Origin of the sequence: Xanthobacter sp. YC-JY1, assembly GCF_021730305.1 — a bacterium.
Taxonomy (GTDB): domain Bacteria; phylum Pseudomonadota; class Alphaproteobacteria; order Rhizobiales; family Xanthobacteraceae; genus Xanthobacter; species Xanthobacter flavus.
Genome location: NZ_CP032674.1, coordinates 3870552 through 3891627, shown reverse-complemented (window position 1 = coordinate 3891627; position 21076 = coordinate 3870552). Strand labels below are relative to the sequence as shown.

14 protein-coding genes are annotated in these 21076 nt (G+C 68.2%); 7 read left to right on the top strand and 7 right to left on the bottom strand.

All coding sequences use genetic code 11. From position 1 onward, the window contains the following. Window positions 1–106 precede the first annotated feature (106 nt). The gene (locus D7006_RS18195) at window positions 107–802 is read left to right on the top strand and encodes an FkbM family methyltransferase (protein ID WP_237354046.1); all 696 of its coding nucleotides are present in this window, start codon (window positions 107–109) and stop codon (window positions 800–802) included. A gap of 18 nt (window positions 803–820) precedes the next feature. On the opposite strand, the gene D7006_RS18190 is transcribed toward D7006_RS18195, so the two are convergent. From D7006_RS18190 to D7006_RS18180, 3 genes are all read right to left on the bottom strand, one after another. Beyond that, window positions 821–1843 carry an FUSC family protein gene (locus tag D7006_RS18190; RefSeq protein WP_237354045.1) on the bottom strand — a complete coding sequence of 341 codons (1023 nt, stop codon included), beginning with the start codon at window positions 1841–1843 and terminating at the stop codon, window positions 821–823. A 4-nt stretch (window positions 1844–1847) separates the two neighbouring features. Next, entirely contained in the window at window positions 1848–2828 is a 981-nt protein-coding gene (locus tag D7006_RS18185; RefSeq protein WP_237354044.1) for an HlyD family secretion protein, read from the bottom strand. 138 nt (window positions 2829–2966) lie between these two features. Then, window positions 2967–3260, bottom strand: a complete 294-nt coding sequence (locus D7006_RS18180; protein WP_237354043.1) for a hypothetical protein — start codon at window positions 3258–3260, stop codon at window positions 2967–2969. Between the two features lie 294 nt (window positions 3261–3554). On the opposite strand from D7006_RS18180, the gene D7006_RS18175 reads away from it, so the two are divergent. Then, complete coding sequence (locus D7006_RS18175) at window positions 3555–4997, top strand: NAD-dependent succinate-semialdehyde dehydrogenase (protein WP_229645255.1); 1443 nt, start codon at window positions 3555–3557, stop codon at window positions 4995–4997. Between the two features lie 66 nt (window positions 4998–5063). Here the strand turns inward: D7006_RS18175 and D7006_RS18170 are convergent, their stop codons facing one another. Both D7006_RS18170 and D7006_RS18165 read right to left on the bottom strand, forming a co-directional pair. Beyond that, entirely contained in the window at window positions 5064–5840 is a 777-nt protein-coding gene (locus D7006_RS18170) for an SDR family oxidoreductase (protein ID WP_237354042.1), read from the bottom strand. A 72-nt stretch (window positions 5841–5912) separates the two neighbouring features. After that, window positions 5913–6668 (bottom strand): GntR family transcriptional regulator, encoded by a 756-nt coding sequence (locus tag D7006_RS18165; protein WP_237354041.1) that lies wholly within the window; start codon window positions 6666–6668, stop codon window positions 5913–5915. Window positions 6669–6781: 113 nt separating this feature from the next. Between D7006_RS18165 and D7006_RS18160 the strand changes: the two genes are divergently transcribed. The 5 genes from D7006_RS18160 (at window position 6782) to D7006_RS18140 (ending at window position 13998) form a co-directional block, all read left to right on the top strand. Further along, window positions 6782–8080, top strand: coding sequence for an ABC transporter substrate-binding protein (locus D7006_RS18160; protein WP_371744963.1), 1299 nt, complete (start codon window positions 6782–6784; stop codon window positions 8078–8080). 296 nt (window positions 8081–8376) lie between these two features. Beyond that, window positions 8377–9252: a branched-chain amino acid ABC transporter permease gene (locus tag D7006_RS18155; RefSeq protein WP_169124125.1), complete on the top strand. Its 876-nt coding sequence runs from the start codon at window positions 8377–8379 to the stop codon at window positions 9250–9252. 83 nt (window positions 9253–9335) lie between these two features. Then, a complete protein-coding gene (locus D7006_RS18150) occupies window positions 9336–11861 on the top strand; it encodes a branched-chain amino acid ABC transporter ATP-binding protein/permease (protein WP_237354039.1) in 2526 nt (841 codons plus the stop codon). A 193-nt stretch (window positions 11862–12054) separates the two neighbouring features. Further along, window positions 12055–13002, top strand: a complete 948-nt coding sequence (locus tag D7006_RS18145) for a 3-hydroxyacyl-CoA dehydrogenase (RefSeq protein ID WP_237354038.1) — start codon at window positions 12055–12057, stop codon at window positions 13000–13002. 45 nt (window positions 13003–13047) lie between these two features. Next, window positions 13048–13998 carry a 3-keto-5-aminohexanoate cleavage protein gene (locus D7006_RS18140; protein WP_024280351.1) on the top strand — a complete coding sequence of 317 codons (951 nt, stop codon included), beginning with the start codon at window positions 13048–13050 and terminating at the stop codon, window positions 13996–13998. 145 nt (window positions 13999–14143) lie between these two features. On the opposite strand, the gene D7006_RS18135 is transcribed toward D7006_RS18140, so the two are convergent. Next, window positions 14144–15565 carry a glutamate synthase subunit beta gene (locus tag D7006_RS18135; RefSeq protein ID WP_169123935.1) on the bottom strand — a complete coding sequence of 474 codons (1422 nt, stop codon included), beginning with the start codon at window positions 15563–15565 and terminating at the stop codon, window positions 14144–14146. A gap of 197 nt (window positions 15566–15762) precedes the next feature. Then, window positions 15763–20466 carry a glutamate synthase large subunit gene (gene gltB, locus D7006_RS18130; protein WP_229645249.1) on the bottom strand — a complete coding sequence of 1568 codons (4704 nt, stop codon included), beginning with the start codon at window positions 20464–20466 and terminating at the stop codon, window positions 15763–15765. Between the last annotated feature and the right edge of the window lie 610 nt (window positions 20467–21076).

Genomic DNA, 21076 nt, shown 5'->3' with positions numbered 1-21076 from the left:
TTAAATAGGTTCATTCTGAATGTTATGGCTAGAATTTGAACTCGATTAGCATTGTGAAAATTTTGGTATCCGGGCACTTTCCTCGCAGTTAAGCGGGTGGAGTGCCATGGGTGCAGCTATTTTTGCTGATGACGGTGGTCGCGTCATCAATCCCTCTTACCATGAGAGAGGTCTTGTGGCGGCTTGGCTCGGAAATGCCGTCGGCACGTTCGTCGATGTCGGTGCGGGTGATCCCATCCGCGGCAACCAGACCTATCATCTGGAGTTGAACGGCTGGAAAGGGCTGCTCATCGAGCCGTCCGTCGAGCTGGCCAAGGCGTTGGAGACGACGCGAAAGTCCCCGGTCGTCCCGGTCGCCTGTGCGGGGCCTGGAGCACCAGACACACTTCAGCTCTGGCTTCTCGGATGGGAGGCGCGGTCGCACCTGTTCCCCGGCGACCAGCCGAACGGCATGATCAAGGTTGCGGCCAGAACGCTCGATGACATTCTGGCGGAAGCGGGCGTCACCAGCTTCGACTTCCTCTCCGTCGACGTGGGCGGCACGGAGGCGGACGTGCTATCCGGCTTCACTGCGTCCCGTTTCAAGCCGCGTCTCATCCTGATCGACGACCGGGTGAATTTCGGCCGCAGCCGCCGCCTGCTGCAGGCGCATGGTTACGTGCCGGTCCGTCGCACCGGGCACAATGCCTGGTTCGTGCCGCGCAGGCTTGCCCGCATTGCGTTCGCGGACAGGATGACGCTCGCGTGGCACTATGGGCCGGCCCGCCTCACACGGCGGCTCCTGCGTCGCGTCATGGTTTGATCGCGGCGCCGGCCGCCCCTAACCGGACGGGTCGGCCGCCTCCACGGACGCGCGTCGCCTGTGCTGGAGCGCGGACAGGACGAACGATGCGATGAGCATCAGGGCGACCCCGATGAAGATGCCGGCGAGGCGTTCCACCACCGGCATCAGCTCGGCGGGTGGCCCGCCGTCGGTGACGAGCGCGGTGATGAAGGCGACGCCGCCCTGCGTCCCGATATAGCTCTGCGGCCCGCCGCCGGTGTGCAGGCGAGAGAAATAGAAGATCCCGCCCGCGAGCACGGTCAGATAGACGAGAAGAGTGTCGAGCTGGAGCAGCAGCGCGGCCAGTCCCGCGAGCGCGCCCAGGACGCAGCCGAGCATGCGCTGGCGCCCCCGCACGCGCATGGTGCCGAAATCCCGGTCCAGCACCGCAAGGGACGAGCCGATGGCCTGCGGCAGCGACGGCAGGTCGAACCACGACCACAATGTCACCATGGCAACCGCCGAGATGCCGGCGACGAGGCCGATATGCATGAGATCAAGGTCCGCCGGATGCGCCGGTACGGGCGCCGCTGCCGGCGCCGCCCGATCGCTGCGCGGGCGCCCAACGGCATGCACGACCGCGCTCGCCACCACGCCGCAGGCGATTTCCAGGAAACGGTTCTCGGCGAAGGAGAAGAGCGCTTCGGTCTCGAGGATGCTCACCGCCAGCATCAGCATCAGCGTGATGGTGCCGTAGAACCAGGCATAGCCGTAGCGGCTGGAGAAGCGCAGGTAGGAGCCGACCCCGCAGATGATGAAAAGGGCGAGGGCCTGGAAGAGGGGAATCCCCTCCAGCGCCAGCGCCAGCAGGTAGCCGGCCGAAAGGCCCACTGCGGTGCCGGCGAGGCGCATGCCCGCCTTGCGCCACAAGGCGGAGAAGTCGGGATTGGAGACGATCCAGGCGGAGATCGCCGCCCACCACAGGCCCTCAAGCCCGAGCGCCGCCGCCATCAGCAGCGCGAGCACCACGCTCGCGGCGGTGATGAGCCCCTGCCGCGCGCTCCAGCCCGCTGCGGCCATCGCCTCAAAACCAGATCAGTACGCGGGCATCGGCCCCGCGATAGAGCCGTTCGCGCGCCGGCAGGTCGCCCATGTCGATGAGCACTGGGAAGCGGCGGGGCAGGCGGATCCAGTCGGTGCTCAGCGGCACGTAGGGCAGGGCGCCATCCTCGCCGGCGCTGCGCGCGATGCCGGGAGATATGGAGCGCACCGTGCCCCAGTGCGGCCGCCACGGGTCGGAGCCGATGGTGAAGAGCACGCTCTGGCCCGGCTTCAGCCGCGCCAGGTGCCGCTCGTCCACCGCTGCCACGATGTGCCAGTCGAGGTCCGAGACCACCGCCGCGAGCGGCTTGCCCGCCGTGGCATAGTCGCCGGTGCGCACGGTGAGCGGCGCGACGCGCCCCTTCGCCGGGCTCATGATGCGGGTGCGGGAGAGTTCGTAACTGGCCTTTGCGAGGGCCTGGGCGGCGGTCGCCTGCTCGGCGCGGCGCACGGTGACGAGGGTCTGCGCCACCGCCGCAAGGCTCTCCGCCTTCTGCAGGTCGGCGGCGGCGACCACCGCATCGCGCCTGACCATATCCAGCGCCTCGGCGGAGATGTCGCCGGTCTGGGAAAGGGATTCCGAGCGCGTCTGCTGTCGCCGGGCATTGTCGAGGGAGGCGCGGGCGGCGGAGACCATGGCCGTGCTCTCGTCAATCGCCGCTTCGGCGAGGCGGATGCGCTCGGCGGCCAATGTCACCTGCGCCTCGGCGGCCGCCACGGCCAGCGCGAAGGGCTGGCGCTCGATCTCGGCGAGAACGGCCCCGGCGGCGACCGGCGCATCGTCGCCCACGACCACCTTGGCGAGCGGGCCGGACACTTCCGGGGCGATGAAGATGACATCCGTCGCCACATAGGCATCGCCGGAATAGGCGAAGAAGCGCACCGAGGTCTCGTAAACGAGGAACGCCAGCACCACGGCGCCGAGGATCGAGGCGACCACATGGCGTTCGACGAAGGACAGCAACGGCGCCTCCCCACAGAACCGCTCCGCGGATGCGGAGGTCAACCGCCCGCCGCGCCGGGGCGTACCCCCGCTTGATACCCTTTGGGAACCCCTCGGCGCCAGAGCCGGATTTGAGAAGCTCCGGCGCCCTACGCCGGCTCAGCCGTGCCTGTCCTTGTTCTCGCCGATGGACGTGGCGATGTCGGTGAAGGTCGGGGCCGTGCCTTCCTGGCGATTGGTGGCCGCGCGCAGGAAGCGGATGGGAAACAGCACCCCTTCGGCCTGCCCCGGGCTGATGGTGCGGCAGGCGGCATCGCGGCGGCAGGCGTCCTCCGCCTCGGCGAGTGCCGTCTCGATCTCTCCGGATGTGAGGAGGCCCTTATGCCGCATGGTCTCAAGCAGGCGTGACAAGGCGAGAAGCACGCCTTCCAATTGCAGGTTCGCGGTGTTCATGGGGTCCTCCGGACTGGCCCGGCGTTTCGCCGTCCAGCCATGCCAACGCTGCGGACCTCCCCCCGGTTTCCCCGCGCGCACCGCAGGTTCTCAATTGCACCTTTGCCGCATAGGATGACCGCCCGCCCCGGCGCCTGCCCGCCATTCCACATCCGGTCTCGTCTCCCGTCACGCTTCGCCAGATGGTCGAAGAACGGCGGCCCACGGCGCACCGGGGCGCAAGGCCCGATTCGAACGCCCGATTCGACCGGCGCCCGCGCGGTCCACGGTGCGGCGCCCCTAGGAGGAAGCCAAATGTCCGACGCCTATCCCAACGTCCAGCTCCACATCGACGGTGTCTGGCGCGATGCCGAGGGGGGCCGCCGCATCCCGGTCATCAATCCTGCCACGGAGGAGGAGATCGGCTCGGTCGCCCACTGCTCGCGCGCCGACCTCGACGCGGCGCTGGAGGCCACCCAGCGCGGCTTCGCGACCTGGAGCAAGGTGTCGGCTTTTGAGCGGTCCAAGCTCATGCGCAAGGCCGCCGACCTGCTGCGCGAGCGCGCCGACGGCATCGCTCGGCTGATGACGCTGGAGCAGGGCAAGCCGCTGGTCGAGGCGCGGATGGAGACGCTGGCGGCCGCCGACATCATCGACTGGTTCGCCGAGGAAGCCCGCCGCGCCTATGGCCGCGTCATTCCCGCCCGCGCGCCCGGCGTCTATCAGCTCGTCATCAAGGAGCCGGTGGGGCCGGTGGCGGCCTTCACGCCGTGGAACTTCCCCATCAACCAGGTGGTGCGCAAGCTGTGCGGCGCGCTGGCGGCGGGCTGCTCCATCATCGTTAAGGCGCCCGAGGAGACGCCCGCCTCGCCCGCCGAGCTGATCCGCGCCTTCGTGGACGTGGGCATTCCGGCCGGCGTCATCGGCCTCGTCTATGGCGTGCCGGCGGAAGTGAGCGAATATCTCATTCCGCACCCGACCATCCGCAAGATCACCTTCACCGGCTCCACGCCCGTGGGCAAGCGGCTGGCGGCGCTGGCGGGCGAGCACATGAAGCGCGCCACCATGGAGCTGGGGGGCCATTCGCCGGTCATTGTCTTTGACGATGCGGACGTGACCGCCGCGGCCAAGCAGATCGCCACCGCCAAGTTCCGCAATGCCGGGCAGGTGTGCGTTTCGCCGACCCGCTACCTCATTCAGGAGAACGTCTACGAGGAGTTTGTGGATGCCTTCGTCACGGTCGCTAAGGCGGTGAAGGTGGGCAATGGCTTGGACGCCGGCACCACCATGGGCCCGCTTGCCAACGAGCGCCGCATCCCGGCCATGGAAGCCCTGATCGCCGATGCCCGCCAGAAGGGGGCCGAGGTGGCGACCGGTGGCGCACGCATTGGAAACAAAGGCTATTTCTTCGAGCCCACGGTGGTCACGGGCGTCACCCGCGAGATGCGGATGATGAACGAGGAGCCGTTCGGTCCGCTGGCCATGATGCTGCCCTTCTCGGATTTCGAGGAGGCCGTCACCGAGGCCAACCGGCTGCCCTATGGCCTTGCCTCCTATGCCTATACCCGCTCGGCCAAGACCGCCCAGCAGGTGGCGCACCGGGTGCAGGCGGGCATGATGACCATCAACCATCTGGGCCTTGCGCTGCCTGAGGTTCCCTTCGGCGGCATCAAGGATTCCGGCTATGGCTCTGAGGGCGGCTCGGAGGCCATCGAGGCCTATCTGAACCCCAAGTTCGTGTCGCAGGCCGGGATCTAACCCTCAGGTAAGAAAGAACTTTCGCCGCCCTCCGGCTGGGCTGGAGGGCGGCGGCGGTTCAGGCGCCTACACCAGCATCTGCATGTCGCCGTCCACCGCGATGGCCTGGCCGGAGATGGTGGAGCCCATCGGAGATGACAGGAAAACCGCAACATTGGCAAGGTGTTGCGGCGGGATGAGGCGCTTCAGAGAAGTGGCGGAGAGGGCCATCGCCTGCACCTCCTCCATGGACATGTTGCGCTCGCGCGCCTTGTTCTCGAACACCGAGCGGATGCGCGGACCGTCTACCGATCCGGGCAGTATGGCATTGGCGCGTATACCGAATTCGCCCAGCTCCATGGCCAGGGACTTGATGAAGCCCACCACCCCCCATTTCGCCGCCGCATAAGGCGAGCGCAGGGGAAAGCCAAAGCGGCCGGCGGCCGAGGACAGGCCGATGATGGAGGCGTTTTCGCTCTCCTTCAGGGCCGGCACGGCGAGGCGGGTGACGTTGAAGTGGCCGGTGATGTCCACCGCCAGAGTGCGGTCCCAGTCCTCCGGAGAAATCTGGTCCACGCGGCCGGTGGGGCCAGCGATTCCCGCATTGTTTACAAGCACATCGAGGCCGCCGAGACGCCCCAGCGCGCCCTCCATGAAGGCGGCGACGGAGGCGCGGTCGGACACGTCGCACCAGGTTCCGGTGGCCCCCGGGGCGGTGTCGCCGAGGGCTTCCAGGGCGGCATCGTCCACATCGCAGACTTCGACCTTCGCGCCCTCTTTCAGGAAGGCGCGGGCGATCTCCAGGCCGATGCCGCCGGCGCCGGCGGTGACGATGACTCGGATGCCGGCAATGCCGAGGTCCATGGCGTTCTCCCGAGGTTTTCTTGTGGGGTATCGGTGGTGTCAGGTGCCGTTCGGCGCGTGTTCGGAATCGAGTCAGTCCGGAAGCACGTCGCGCGAGAGGATGAAGTCGCCCGCACTCCAGATATCGGCGACCAAGGCGTCCCGTGCCGCGTCCGAATCGCGGGCCTTGAGGGCGGCGACGAGCTGAGCGTGGTGGAGGTGGGCCTCCCCCTGCCGCACCCGCTCCGGACCGGCGCGGAAGTCGAGGTTGAGCACGGGGCCGATCTGCAGCCAGAGACCCTCTATCATGCCCATGAGGGTGGGCAGGTGGGCGGCGCGGTAGAGGGCGAAGTGCAGGTCCTTGTTGTGGCGCATGGCGGCGGCGCCGTCCGGCTTCTTCTTGTCGCGCTCGGCGGCGAAGGCGCGCTCGCAGCGGATCACCTCGGCGATCTCATCATCCGTCGCCTCGCGGGCGGCGGTGGCGGCGGCGAGGCCTTCAAGGCTCGTGCGGATGAGCCGCAGTTCGGCGAAGCGGGCGCGGGACATGAGGGGCACGCGCACGGCGCGGTTGGGCAGCACTTCCAGCGCATTCTCGGCGACCAGCCGTGACACCGCCTCGCGCACCGGCATGGCGCTGGTGCCGATGGCGGCGGCGAGCCCGCGCAGGGTGAAGCGCTCGCCCGGCGCGGCGCGGCCGGAGAGCAGCAGCTCCTTCAGATCGCCATAGACCTGATCGGCCAATGTCTGGCGGACGATGCGGCCGACGCGGGCATCGAGCGTGACCGCCGGCTCTTCGCCGCGGACCTCTCCGGCATCGCCGTCTCCGGTGGAAGGTGTCTTGTGTTCCATGATCCGCGTCTGCTATGTGTGATCACAGATAACAGATAGCCGAGCCAGTCGGCAATCATTCCGGTGCGGTCCGAACGGGAAAAATCCTGCCGCCGCAACGTCCAGCCGGATCCATGGGAGGAGACGACGCCGTGAACGACATTCCCCATCACGCCCGCATTGCGTCCGCATCCGTCGGTCGTCGCACGCTCCTGAAGGGCGTCGGCGCGGCCGCGCTTCTCGGCGGCGTCGGCATGCCGGCCATCGTGAAGGCGCAGGCCGACACCGTGACCTTCGGCCACCTCACCCCGCTCACCGGCTTCCTCGGCCCGCTCGGCGCCTACGGCCAGATGGGCGTGCAGCTCGCGGTGGAGGAGCTGAACGCGGCCGGCGGCATCAATGGCCGCAAGATCAACCTGGTGATGGAAGACAGCGTGAACCCCGCCACCGCCTCCTCCAAGGCGGAGCGCTACATCGAGCGCGACAAGGCGGCGGTGATCGTGGGCGAGATTTCCTCCGCCTCGGCGCTGGCCATCGCGCAGGTCGCGGCGCGCAACAAGACCGTATTCGTCAATACCGGCGGCAATTCCGATGCCCTGCGCGGCAAGGATTGCAACCGCTACATGTTCCATGTGGAAGGCGCCAATACCCAATATGTGAAGGCGGTGGGCGCGGCGATGCTGCGCGACGGCCTCATCAAGGGCAAGAAGCTCTTCTTCCTCACCGCCGATTACGCCTTCGGCCACGATCTCTCCCGCGTCGCCAAGCGCTACATCGCCCAGAATGGTGGCGAGGTGGTTGCGGATGAGCTGGTGCCCACGGACGCGACGGACTTCTCGCCCTATCTGCTCAAGGTGCGTCAGGCGCGCCCCGACGTGGTGATCTCCAACCTCGCCGGCAACCAGATCACCAACTTCATCAAGCAGTATTCGGAATTCGGCCTCAAGTATCCGTTCGGCGGCTTCGGCTTCGATACGGCGGTGGCCTGGGGCGCGGGCAAGGGCACCTTCGGCGGCATCTGGCCCATGATCTGGCACCATGATGTGCCGACCCCCGGCTCGAAGGCCTTCGTCGCGGCCTTCGTGAAGAAGTTCGGCAAGCCGCCGGAGAACCAAGCCTGGGGCGATTATGTCGCCACCAAGTGCGTGGCCCGCGCTATGATCGAGACCAAGAGCACGACCGCGGCCGACCTCATCGCCTTCTTCGAGAAGGAACCGGAGCTGGATATCCTCAAGGCGCGCAAGGGTTATTTCCGCTCCTGGGACCACCAGCTCATCCAGGAGATGTACACCGTCACCGCCCGGCCGGTGGCGGAGGTCAAGGACCAGTGGGACCTCATGATCCTCGGCCCTGCGGTGCCGGGCGCCGAGACCGCCCTTTCCGCCATCGCCCCCACCCCGGAAGAGAACGCCTGCACCTTCCCTGCGGGGTGAGGATTCCTCCCCTCTCCCCTTGCGGGAGAGGGCGTTCGGCCCGCTCCTGCACCGCCCTCGCGCCCCGGACGCATGCAGCGTGAGCGGAATGCGAGCCGGGGCCCAGCGCAAGGGTTCGCCGAAGGCGGCTCAAGCGGGGAGGGTGGCGGGGCTTTGCCGGCTTCGCCGAACTTTCCGCTAGACCCCGGCTCGGCGCTCCGGCTCCGCCATCGCTGGTCCGGGGCGCAAACGCCTCCCCTCTCCCGCAAGGGAGAGGGCTTTTGATCGGTATTCAGGCCGGAGAAGACTTCATGCCCATGGAACTCGTCTTCCTCATCGAGCAATTGCTCAACGGGCTTCTGGTGGGTGTCGCCTATCTGCTGATCGCCCTCGGCCTCTCGCTCATCTTCTCCCTCGGCGGCATCGTGAACCTCGCCCATGGCGGCTTCTATGCCATCGGCGCCTATATCGGCGTCGAGGTCGGCAACCGCTTCGGCTTTCCCGCCGCCTTCGTCGCCGCGCCTCTCTCCGTGGCGCTCATCGGCATGGTCATCGAGCGCACCTTGTTCTCGCGCTTCTACCGGGCCGATCCCATCCTCTCCTTGCTGCTCACCTTCGGCCTCGCCATGGTGATCGAGCAGGCGCTGCGCATGGCCTTCGGCGCCACGCCCATTCCCTTCTCCATCCCTGCCTTCCTGAAGGGCCAGGTGTTCCTCGGCGACTTCATCTATTCGCGCTATCGCCTCGCCATTCTGGTGGTGGCGGCGGCGGCGGTGCTCGGCCTGTGGCTGCTGCTCCAGCGCACCGCCTTCGGCCGCGTGGTGCGGGCCGGGGTGCAGAACCCGGACATGGTGGGCGCGCTGGGCATCTCGCTCACCCCCTATCTGACGGCAGTGGCGGCCATCGGCATCGGCCTTGCGGGCCTCGCCGGCATCATGCTCGCGCCCATTTCCGGCGTGCATCCGGCCATGGGCTCGGAAATCCTCACCGCCGCCTTCGTGGTGGTGGTCATCGGCGGCCTCGGCTCCTTCTGGGGCGTGGTGGCGGCGGGGCTGCTGGTGGGCCTTGTGCGCGGCCTCACCGTCTATTTCATCCCGCCCGCGGCCGAGGCGTCCATGTACGTCCTGATGCTTGCGGTGCTGCTCACCCGTCCGCGCGGCCTGTTCGGCGAGCGCATCCTGCGCTTCGAGTGACCGACATGCCCAAGGCCTCTCCCGCGCCCGCCGCCTCCGCCGCCCCTTTCGTGACTGCGACCCCTCCCGCCTCAGGAGCCGCGATGCTCGCCCGCAATGCCAACCTCATCGTCGCCGCCGCGGCGCTCGCCGTGCTGCCGGCGCTGCTCTCCGCCCTCGGACTGACGGTGACGTCCGCGACCGACGTGGTGATCCTCGCCCTCGCCTGCATGGCGCTGAACCTGCTCGTCGGCTACACCGGCCTCGTCTCTTTCGGCCATGGCGCCTGGTTCGGCCTCGGCGCGTATGCGGCGGCGCTCCTCCAGCAGCGGCTGTTTCCGGACTGGGGCCTCGTGCTCGCCATCCCGGCGGCGGTGCTGGTGACGCTGGCGGCCATCCCGGTGGGCTATGTGGTGCTGCGCCGGCGCGGCGTCTATTTCTCCCTGCTGACGCTGGCGCTGACGGCGCTCGCTTATACCGTCGCCTTCCGCTGGACCGCCGTGACCGGCGGCGAGAACGGCCTCGGCGGCGTCAATCGCGGCCCCTTCCTCGGCCTCGATGTGGATCGCAACGCCACCTTCTACTGGGTGGTGGCGGTGGCGGCCTTCCTCATCATCCTCACCCTCCAGCGCTTCGTGCGCTCGCCGGTGGGCACGGTGCTGGTCGCCATCCGCGAGAACGAGCAGCGGGCGCGCTTCATCGGCTACGATACGCGGGCCTACAAGATCGCCTGCTTCACCCTCTCGGCCGGCCTCACGGCGTTCGCCGGGGCGCTGCTCGCCTTCAACCACCGCTTCGCCTCGGCCGATCCCATCGCCATCGCCTTCTCCGGCGAGCTTCTGGCCATGGTGGTCATCGGCGGCATGCGCTCCTTCCTCGGGCCGGCCCTGGGCGCGCTGTTCTTCGTGCTGTTCCGCGAGTTCCTGTCCATGTGGACGGCGAACTGGCTGTTCTGGTTCGGCCTGCTGTTCATGGCCTTCATCGTCTTCTCGCCCACCGGGCTCGTCGGCGTCGCCGGCCGGCTGCTGGCGCCGCTCCGCAAGAAGACCGTCGAGGCCGCCGCCATGGGCCGGCGCACCTCGGCGGAGCGGCGGCCCCTGCCGTCGTCCCTCACCGCCCGGGCGCGGTGGGAGAGCCCCGCGCCGCTCCTGGAGGCGAAGAACCTCGCCCTGGGCTTCGGCGCCATCAAGGCCGTGCGGTCGGGCGCGGTGGCGGTGAAGGACCGGACGCTCCACGCCCTCATCGGCCCCAACGGCGCGGGCAAGACCTCCACCTTCAACATGATCTCCGGCATGTTCCCGCCCAATTCCGGCGAGATCCGCCTCGCCGGAGAGCGCATCGACGGGCTCTCGCCCAACGCCGTGTGCATGAAGGGCCTCGCGCGCTCCTTCCAGATCACCAACCTGTTCCCGACCCTCTCGGTGGAGGAAAACCTGCGCCTCGGCGTGCAGGCCACCCACAAGAGCCGTCTCAACCCGTGGCGCGATGCCGCCGCCATCCCTGAGATCAACGCCGAGACGGCGGAGATGGTGGCCTTCCTCGGGGTCGCCGGCATGGAACGGGCGGAGGCGGGTGCGCTCTCCTATGGCGGGCAGCGCCTGCTGGACATGGGCCTCGCGCTCACTTCCCGCCCGCGCGTGCTGCTGCTGGACGAGCCTTTGGCGGGCCTTGCGGCGGCGGAGCGCAACCGCGTCTCCAACCTCATCAAGGACATTTCCGCCGAGGTGCCGGTGCTGCTCGTGGAGCACGACATCGACCGGGTGTTCGAGCTGGCAGACGCGGTGACCGTGATGGCCGATGGCGCGGTGCTGGTGGACGGCACGGTGGAGGATGCGCGCTCCGACAAGCGCGTGCAGGAGGTCTATATCGGCTCCGGCGCCGCCGCCCTTGCCGCCCGCGACCTCGAATCCGCCGCCACCGACACCGTTATGCTGAGGCTCCACGGCATCGACGCCTTCTACGGCAAGAGCCGCATCCTCGCCGGCGTCTCGCTGGAGGCGAAGGAGGGCGAGATCCTCGCGCTGCTCGGCCGCAACGGGGCGGGCAAGTCTACCCTGCTCAAGGCCATCACCGGCATCGTCAAGCCCATGAACGGGTCTCTGACCTTGGCGGGTGAGGAACTCATGGGCCTCTCCTCCGCCGCCATCGCCCGGCGCGGCGTCGGCTATGTGCCGCAGGGGCGGGCGTTGTTCCACGGCATGAGCGTGCGCCACAATCTCGAACTCGGGCGTCTGAAGCGCATCACCGGGGCCGGCAAGCATTTCAGCGAGGAGGAGGTGCTGGACCTCTTCCCCCGCCTCAAGGTGCGCATGGACACGCCGGCCGACCTCCTCTCCGGCGGCGAGCAGCAGATGGTGGCGGTGGCCCGCGCGCTCATGGGCGACACCCGCGTGCTGCTGCTGGACGAGCCCTTCGAGGGCCTGTCCCCGGCGGTGACGGAAGAATTGTTCGACGCCTTCGACCGGCTGCGCCGCTCGCTCACCCTCGTCATCGTCGATCACCATCTCGACGTGGTGCTGAACCTCGCCGACCGCGCGGTGGTGCTGGAGCGCGGCGAGGTGGTCCACGAAGGCCCCGCCCGGCCGCTGGCGCGCGACCTCGACCTTCGGAGGCAGGTGCTGTGGCTGTGAGGGGCGGGGGTGTGATCTCCAAAAGCCACCCCTCTCCCCTTGCGGGAGAGGGGCCGGGGGTGAGGGGGAGGAGCCTCTCCACCATCTCACTCATCGGTCAAACGACACCACCCCCTCATCCGGATCGCGGCTGTGCCGCGATCCACCTTCTCCCACGAGGGGAGAAGGGATTTTCTTCCGCAATGAGGCAGTCATGACCAAGATCGCCATCATCGGCTCCGGCTTCATCGGCCGCGCCTGGGCCATCACGTTCGCCCGCGCCGGCTTCGACGTGGCGCTCGCCGACAAGGCGTCGGGCGCGCCGGAGGCGGCGCTGGCTTACATCGAGGGCGTGCTGCCCGACCTCGCGGACAACGACCTCCTCAACGGCGCGAGCCCCGAGGCCGTCCGCGCGCGCCTTTCCGCCGCCGCCTCCTATGCCGAGGCGCTGGAGGGCGCCGTCCACGCGCAGGAGAATGCGCCTGAGGATCTCGCCCTCAAGCAGGCGCTCTATGCGGAGCTGGACGCGCTCGCCGCGCCCGAGACGGTGCTTGCCTCCTCCACCTCGGCGATCCTGCCCTCGCGCTTTACCGAGACCCTGACGCATCGCGAGCGGGTGTGCGTGTGCCACCCCATCAACCCGCCCTATCTGATCCCGGCCGTGGAGGTGGTGCCCGCGCCCTGGACCTCCGCGGACACCATGACCCGCGCCGCCGACCTCATGCGCGCCGCCGGCCAGTCGCCCATCGTGATGAAGCGCGAGCTGGACGGCTTCGTGATGAACCGCATGCAGGGCGCGCTGCTGGAAGAGGCGTTCCGCCTCGTGGCGGACGGCTATGCCAGCGTCGAGGACGTGGACATCGGCATCCGCGAGGGGCTCGCCTTGCGCTGGTCCTTCATGGGGCCGTTCGAGACCATCGACCTCAACGCGCCCGGCGGCGTCGCGGACTATGTGGCGCGCTACCAGCAGATCTATGAGCGTATCTCGCCCGACCAGTGGCGCCGCGTGGACTGGGCCGGCCCGGTGCTGGAGACCGTGCTGGCCGAGCGCCGCGCGCGCCTCGCCCACGATGCCCTTCAGGAGCGGCAGGTGTGGCGCGACCGCCGGCTGATGGCGCTGGCCGCCCACAAGCGCAAGGCCGACAAGGACATCGGCGCCTGAAGCTTTCGCCTTTCCGACATTCCCGACCATAGAGGCAAGACCGTCATGACCGAGGCCGCCCCCAAGAAATCCAACCGCAAGGTCATCATCACCTGCGCCATCACGGGGGCGATCCACACCCCCACCATGTCGCCCTATCTGCCGATCACGCCGGACGAGATCGTCGCCGACGCGCTGAAGGCAGCCGAGGCCGGCGCGGCCATCCTGCATCTGCATGCGCGCAACCCGGAGACCGGCCAGCCGGACCAGACGCCGGAGGCCTTCGCGCCCTTCCTGCCGCGCATCAAGCAGGCGACCAGCGCGGTCATCAACATCACCTCCGGCGGCAGCCCCTACATGAAGGTGGAGGAGCGCGTGCTGCCCGCCGCCACCTTCAAGCCGGAGGTCGCCTCCCTCAACATGGGCTCCATGAATTTCGGGCTGTTCCACCTGCTCGACAAGTACAAGGAGTTCAAGCATCCGTGGGAGAAGACGCATCTCGAGAACACGCGCGATCTCGTCTTCCGCAACACCTTCAAGGATATCGAATATATCCTGACCACCTGCTACGATAACGGCACGCGCTTCGAGTTCGAGTGCTACGACATCGGCCATCTCTACAATCTCGCGCACTTCCTGGAGCGCGGGCTGGTGAAGCCGCCGCTGTTCGTGCAATCCGTGTTCGGGCTGCTCGGCGGCATCGGTCCCCACCCCGAGGACGTGATGCACATGAAGCGCACCTGCGACCGGCTGTTCGGCGACCAGTATCGCTGGTCCGTGCTCGGCGCCGGCCGCAACCAGCTGCCGATTGCCGCCATGGCCGCCTCGATGGGTGGCAACATCCGGGTGGGGCTGGAGGATTCGCTCTGGGCCGGCCGTGGCAAGCTCGCCACCTCCAACGCCGATCAGGTGAAGCTCGCCGCCAAGATCATCGAGGGTCTGGGACTGGAAGTGGCCAGCCCCGACGAGGCGCGCGAGATCCTGGAGCTGAAGGGCGCCGACAAGACGAACATCTGAGGGCGCGAAGGGGAAGCGGCTCGCTCTGCGAGCCGCCGCGCAATGCGGGCCGCGCCAACGACGCACAAAAAAGCCCCCGGCCGATGGCCGGGGGCTTTTGCTTTCAGGATCAAGCGATCTCGATCTGCGGCTCAGGCCGTGGGCCTCAGCGGGGCAGGGTGGTGGCGCCCATCAGGTCCTTGTCGATGGCGTGGGCGGCCTGACGGCCTTCGCGGATGGCCCAGACCACCAGCGACTGGCCGCGGCGCATGTCGCCGGCGGCGTAGAGCTTCGGCACGGAGGTGGCATAGGCCTCCTCGTCCGCCTTCACGTTGCCGCGCTTGTCCAGCGCCGCGCCGGACTGCTCGATGAGCCCGGAGAACAGCGGGTGGGCGAAGCCGATGGCGAGGAAGACGAGATCGGCGCGCAGCACGAACTCGGTGCCGGGAATGGGCTGGCGCTTGGCATCCACGCGGGCGCACTTCACGCCGGTGACGCGGCCGTTGCGGCCCTCGATGCCGAGCGTCGCGCAGGCGAACTCGCGCTCGGCGCCTTCGGCCTGGGAGGAGGAGGTGCGGAACTTGGTGGGCCAGAAGGGCCACACCGCCAGCTTGTCCTCCTTCATGGGCGGCACCGCGCGGATGTCGAGCTGGGTGACCGAGAGCGCGCCCTGGCGGAAGGCCGTGCCCACGCAGTCGGAGGCGGTGTCGCCGCCGCCCACCACCACCACATGCTTGCCGCCGGCGAGGATCGGAATCTCGTTCACCGGCTCGTCGCCCTCGCGGCGGTTGGACTGCACGAGATAGGGCATGGCGAAGTGCACGCCTTCCATCTCCTGCCCGGGCAGGCCGGGATCGCGCGGGGCCTCGGAGCCGCCGGCGAGCAGCACCGCATCATGGCCGTCGAGCAGCTCCTGCAGGGGGCGCACCACACCGATATTCTCGTTGTAGTGGAAGGTCACGCCTTCCGCCTCCATCTGCTTCACTCGGCGGTCGATGTGGTGCTTCTCCATCTTGAAGTCGGGGATGCCGTAGCGCAGCAGGCCGCCGGCCTTGGGCTCGCGCTCATAGACATGCACGTCGTGGCCGGCGCGGGCGAGCTGCTGGGCGGCGGCGAGGCCCGCCGGGCCGGAGCCGATGATGGCCACCTTCTTGCCGGTCTTTACGGCGGCGGGCTCGGGCTTGATCCAGCCCTTCTTCCACGCCTTGTCGGCGATGGCTTGCTCCACCGTCTTGATGGTGACGGGCACGTCCTCGAGGTTCAGCGTGCAGGCTTCCTCGCACGGGGCGGGGCAGATGCGGCCGGTGAACTCGGGGAAATTGTTGGTGGAGTGGAGATTGCGCGAGGCCTCTTCCCACTCGTTGCGATAGACGAGGTCGTTCCAGTCCGGGATCTGGTTGTTGACCGGGCAGCCGGTGGAGCCGTGGCAGAAGGGGATGCCGCAATCCATGCAGCGCGACGCCTGGTTCTCCACCTCGGCGTCGGGCAGCGGCAGCGTGAACTCGCGGAAATGGCGGATGCGGTCGGATGCGGGCTGATACTTCTGCTCGCGCCGATCAATCTCCAGGAACCCCGTGACCTTGCCCATAAAAACCTCGTTGGCGAACCTTGAGGGAACCGCCGCGCGCGCCGGATGTCTCCGCGTGCCGCACCACCAGTTCCATTACAAGAATTGTTCCAGCTTGAGGACTCGGTTTTCGCGCGCGTTCCCGCACGGGCTACCGGCCCGCTCGCCGGCCGTTCGGGGCCGGCCGGCGTCCCCTCCGAAGAGGGGACGCTCCTGCCTCATTCGGCCGCCGCGAGGCCGCGGCGCTTCTCCATCTCGCGCAGGGCACGGCGGTATTCCACCGGCATCACCTTGACGAACTTGGAGCGGTAGTCCGCCCAGTTGTCGAGGATCATCTGCGCCCGCGCCGAGCCCGTGTGGTGCAGGTGCTTGGCGATGAGCTGGTGCAGGCGCTCCTCGTCGTGGCGGGACATGTCGCCCTGCACGTCGATGCGGCCCTTGAACTCCAGGTCGCCGCCGTGGTGGTGGAGGCGCTCCAGGAGATCCTCCTCCTCCTCGACCGGCTCCAGGTCCACCATGGAGAGGTTGCAGCGCTTGGCGAAGCTCTTGTCCTCGTCGAGCACGTAGGCGACGCCACCGGACATGCCGGCCGCGAAGTTGCGTCCCGTGGGGCCGATGACCACCACGATGCCGCCGGTCATGTACTCGCAGCCATGGTCGCCGGTGCCTTCGACGACGGCGATTGCCCCCGAATTGCGCACCGCGAAGCGTTCGCCGGCGATGCCGTGGAAGTAGCACTCGCCCTCGGTTGCGCCATACATCACGGTGTTGCCGACGATGATGGAGTTTTCAGGCACGATGGCCGAATGGGCCGGCGGCCGCACGATGATGCGCCCGCCCGACAGGCCCTTGCCCACATAGTCGTTGGCCTCGCCGATGAGGTCGAAGGTGACGCCCGCCGCGAGGAAGGCGCCGAAGGCCTGGCCCGCGGTGCCCGACAGGGTGACGTGGATGGTGTCGTCGGGCAGGCCGGCGCCGCCATAGGCCTTCGCCACCGCGCCCGAGAGCATGGCGCCGGCGGAGCGGTCCACCGAGCGGATCGGCGTCTCGATCTCCACGCGCTCGCCGCGCTCCAGCGCCGGGGCCGCCTTCGCGATGAGGGTGCGGTCGAGCACCTTCTCGATGGGGTGGTGCTGACGCTCGGTGTGGCGGATGCCCACGTCGGCCGGCATCTGCGGCACCGCGAAGATGCGCGAGAAGTCGAGGCCCTTGGCCTTCCAGTGGTCGATGGCGGCCTTCTGGTCCAGCACGTCGGCGCGGCCCACCATCTCCTCCACCTTGCGGAAGCCGAGGGAGGCCATGAGCTCGCGCACCTCTTCCGCGATGAAGAAGAAGTAGTTGATGACGTGCTCGGGCGTGCCCTTGAAGCGCTTGCGCAGAACCGGGTCCTGCGTGGCCACGCCCACCGGGCAGGTGTTCAGGTGGCACTTGCGCATCATGATGCAGCCCGCCGCGATGAGCGGGGCGGTGGAGAAGGCAAACTCGTCGGCACCGAGCAGGGCGCCGATCACCACGTCCCGGCCGGTGCGCAGGCCGCCATCCACCTGCAGCGCGACGCGCGAGCGCAGGCGGTTGGCCACCAGCGTCTGTTGGGTCTCGGCGAGGCCCATCTCCCAAGGCGAGCCGGCGTGCTTGATGGAGGTGAGCGGGCTCGCGCCCGTGCCGCCCTCGAAGCCGGAGATGGTGATGTGGTCGGCGCGCGCCTTGGCGACGCCGGCCGCCACCGTGCCCACGCCGACCTCGGAGACGAGCTTCACCGACACGTCCGCGTCGGGGTTCACGTTCTTCAGGTCGTAGATGAGCTGGGCGAGGTCCTCGATGGAATAGATGTCATGGTGCGGGGGCGGGGAGATGAGACCCACGCCCGGGGTGGAGTGGCGCACCTTGGCGATCACCGCGTCCACCTTGTGGCCGGGCAATTGTCCGCCCTCGCCGGGCTTGGCGCCCTGCGCGACCTTGATCTGCATCACGTCGGAATTGACGAGATATTCCGCCGTCACGCCGAAGCGGCCGGAGGCCACCTGCTTGATGGCGGAGCGCATGCTGTCGCCATTGGGCAGGGGCTTGAAGCGCTCGGGCTCCTCGCCGCCCTCGCCGGTGTTCGACTTGCCGCCGATCCGGTTCATGGCGATGGCGAGGGTGGTGTGCGCCTCGCGCGAGATGGAGCCGAACGACATGGCGCCGGTGACGAAGCGCTTCACGATCTCGGAGGCGGGCTCCACCTCGGAGATGTCCACGCTCGCCTGCCCGATCTCTTCAGCGCCCTTGATGCGGAACAGCGAGCGCACGGTGAGGAGGCGCTTGTCCTCCTCGTTGATCATGGCGGCGAACGCCTTGTACTTGTCCTGCGCATTGCCGCGCACGGCGTGCTGCAGGGTGGCGACCGAGTCCGGCGACCAGGCATGGTCCTCGCCGCGGATGCGGTAGGCGTATTCGCCGCCCACATCGAGCGCCATGCGGAAGATGGGCGCATCGGAGAAGGCGAGGGTGTGCCGCCGCACGGTCTCCTCGGCGATCTCCGGCAGGCCCACGCCCTCGATGGTGGTGGCGGTGCCGAAGAAATACTTGCTCACCACGTCGGAGGAGAGGCCCACCGCGTCGAAGATCTGCGCGCCGCAATAGGACTGATAGGTGGAGATGCCCATCTTGGACATCACCTTCAGCAGCCCCTTGTCGATGGACTTGATGAAGCGCTTCACGATCTCCTTGTCGTCCACCTCCTCCGGAATCTCGTCCTTCATGGAGAGCAGGGTCTCGAAGGCGAGATAGGGGTTGATGGCCTCGGCGCCGTAGCCGGCGAGACAGGCGAAGTGATGCACTTCCCGCGCCTCGCCGGTCTCGATCACGAGACCGACCGAGGTGCGCAGGCCCTTGCGGATGAGGTGGTGGTGCACCGCCGCCGTGGCGAGCAGCGCCGGGATCGGGATGCGGTCCGGTCCGATCATGCGGTCGGACAGGATGATGATGTTGTAGCCGCCATGGACGGCCGCCTCGGCGCGCTCGCAGAGGCGCTCGACGGCATCCTCCATGCCCGCCGCGCCCTTGTCGGACGGGTAGGTGATGTCCAGCGTGCGGGTGTCGAACCGCTCCTCCATGAAGCCGATGGAGCGGATCTTCTCCAGGTCCTCGTTGGTGAGGATGGGCTGGCGCACCTCAAGGCGCTTGCGGCGGGCGTTGCCCTCCAGGTCGAAGATGTTCGGCCGCGGCCCTATGAAGGAGACGAGGCTCATCACCAGCTCCTCGCGGATCGGGTCGATGGGCGGGTTCGTCACCTGCGCGAAGTTCTGCTGGAAGTAGCTGAACAGCGACTTCGACTTGTTGGACAGCACGCTGATGGGCGTGTCGGTGCCCATGGAGCCGACCGCTTCCTGGCCGGTGATGGCCATGGGCGCCATGAGCAGCTTGAGGTCTTCCTGCGTGTAGCCGAACGCCTGCTGGCGATCGAGCAGCGAGACGTCGGTGCGCACCTCGCGCGCCTCCACGGGGCGCAGGTCTTCCAGCACCAGCTGGGTGTGCTTCAACCACTCCTTGTAGGGGTTGGCGCGGGCCAGCTCGGTCTTGATCTCCTCGTCGGGGACGAGGCGGCCTTCCTCGAGGTCCACCAGCAGCATCTTGCCGGGCTGGAGGCGCCACTTGGTGACGATCTTCTCCTCGGGCAGCGTGAGCACGCCCATTTCCGAGGCGAGGACGATGGTGTCGTCGCTCGTCACCATGTAGCGGGCGGGGCGCAGGCCATTGCGGTCCAGCGTCGCGACGATCTGGCGGCCGTCGGTGGCGACGATGGCGGCGGGGCCGTCCCACGGCTCCATGAGGGAGGCGTGATACTCGTAGAAGGCGCGCCGCTCCTCGTCCATGAGCGGGTTGCCGGCCCAGGCCTCGGGCACCAGCATCATGGCCGCGTGGGGCAGCGAGTAGCCGCCCTGCACCAGGAATTCCAGCGCGTTGTCGAAGCAGGCAGTGTCGGACTGGCCCTCGTAGCTGATGGGCCAGAGCTTGGAGATGTCGGCGCCGAACAGCTCCGAATCCACGCTCGCCTGCCGCGCCGCCATCCAGTTGACGTTGCCGCGCAGGGTGTTGATCTCGCCGTTGTGCGCCACCATGCGATAGGGGTGGGCCAGCGGCCAGGCCGGGAAGGTGTTGGTGGAGAAGCGCTGGTGCACCAGGGCGAGCGCGCTCTCGAAGTCCGGGTCGTGCAGGTCCGGATAATAGGCGCCGAGCTGGTCGGCCAGGAACATGCCCTTGTAGACCAGCGTGCGGCAGGACAGCGACACCGGGTAATAGCCGGCGGTGCGCGGGTCCTTGGCGCCGTAGACGGTGTTGGAAATCACCTTGCGCAGCACGAACAGGCGGCGCTCGAAGCCGTCCTCGTCGCCCGCGAACTCGCCGCGGCCGATGAAGATCTGCACATGCTTGGGCTCGGTCGGCAGCACGCTGACGCCGAGGGAGGAATTGTCGGTGGGCACGTCGCGCCAGCCGATGAGCACGAAGCCCTCTTCCGCCACCACCCGCTCATAGGCGGCGCGCACGATAGCCTCGCCCTCGGGATCGCGCGGCATGAAGATGTGGCCGACGGCATATTCGCCGGGCTCGGGCAGGGTGATGCCGAGGCGGGCCGCCTCCTTGGCGAAGAACTTGTGCGGGATCTGCACCAGCATGCCCGCGCCGTCGCCGGCGCGCGGATCGGCGCCCACCGCGCCGCGGTGCTCCAGATTGAGCAGGATGTTGATGCCGTCCTGCACGATGCGGTGGCTCTTGCGGCCCTTGATGTCGGCGATGAAGCCGACGCCGCAGGCGTCACGCTCGTGCGCCGGGTCGAACAGGCCGAAAGCGTCCGGACGGCCGACGATCGCCGGGTCTTTCACGGCGGCGGCAGTGTGAGCCACGCTTCCGATCAAGCCATCCTTGCGATCCATCGGTGCCATCTGACCATTCCTTTTCCATAGGGCAGCACGCTGCCCGCCATTGCCGGCTGTGCCGCCGGCTTCCCCAGACTGTCGGGCCCGTGCGCATCGCGCCGGGCGCCGGACCCCCTTCGCCCGGACGGGACGTCCCGGCGATATCCGATACCTGCTTTGCAACTTTTGCACCACAGCCGCGCCGCGCGGAACTGCGCCTCCGTCCGACTTCGGCCAGCGGCGGGCCAGCCCTGTGGAACGTGAGCTCGGCAATTCAGCGCGCACGGGAGATAGGGAAGTACGACTGCCCTATCTCGGCGAAGATGACAGAAAAGCAGCAGCCTCACAAGCGCCACGATGGCGCAGAAGCGGTCAAATTGGCGAAAAATTGCGCGACCGGCGGTTCTGGCGCAAGAACGGTACGGGGCGGTTGTCCCTCGCGCAACGGGATTTCGGCGCCTCCCGAGGGCACCCGCGCCCGATGCCGCCCGCCCGACCCCGTCCGGTCCCACGGCTGCCGCATTGGAAGGCTTATGTGACCGGGAATCGGGCGCTTCGCCAGATGCTGCTTAAGCCTGCGTGCCCGCGCGAGACCGGATACACAGGCGCCGGCCGATCGATGCGAAGCGTCCAACGC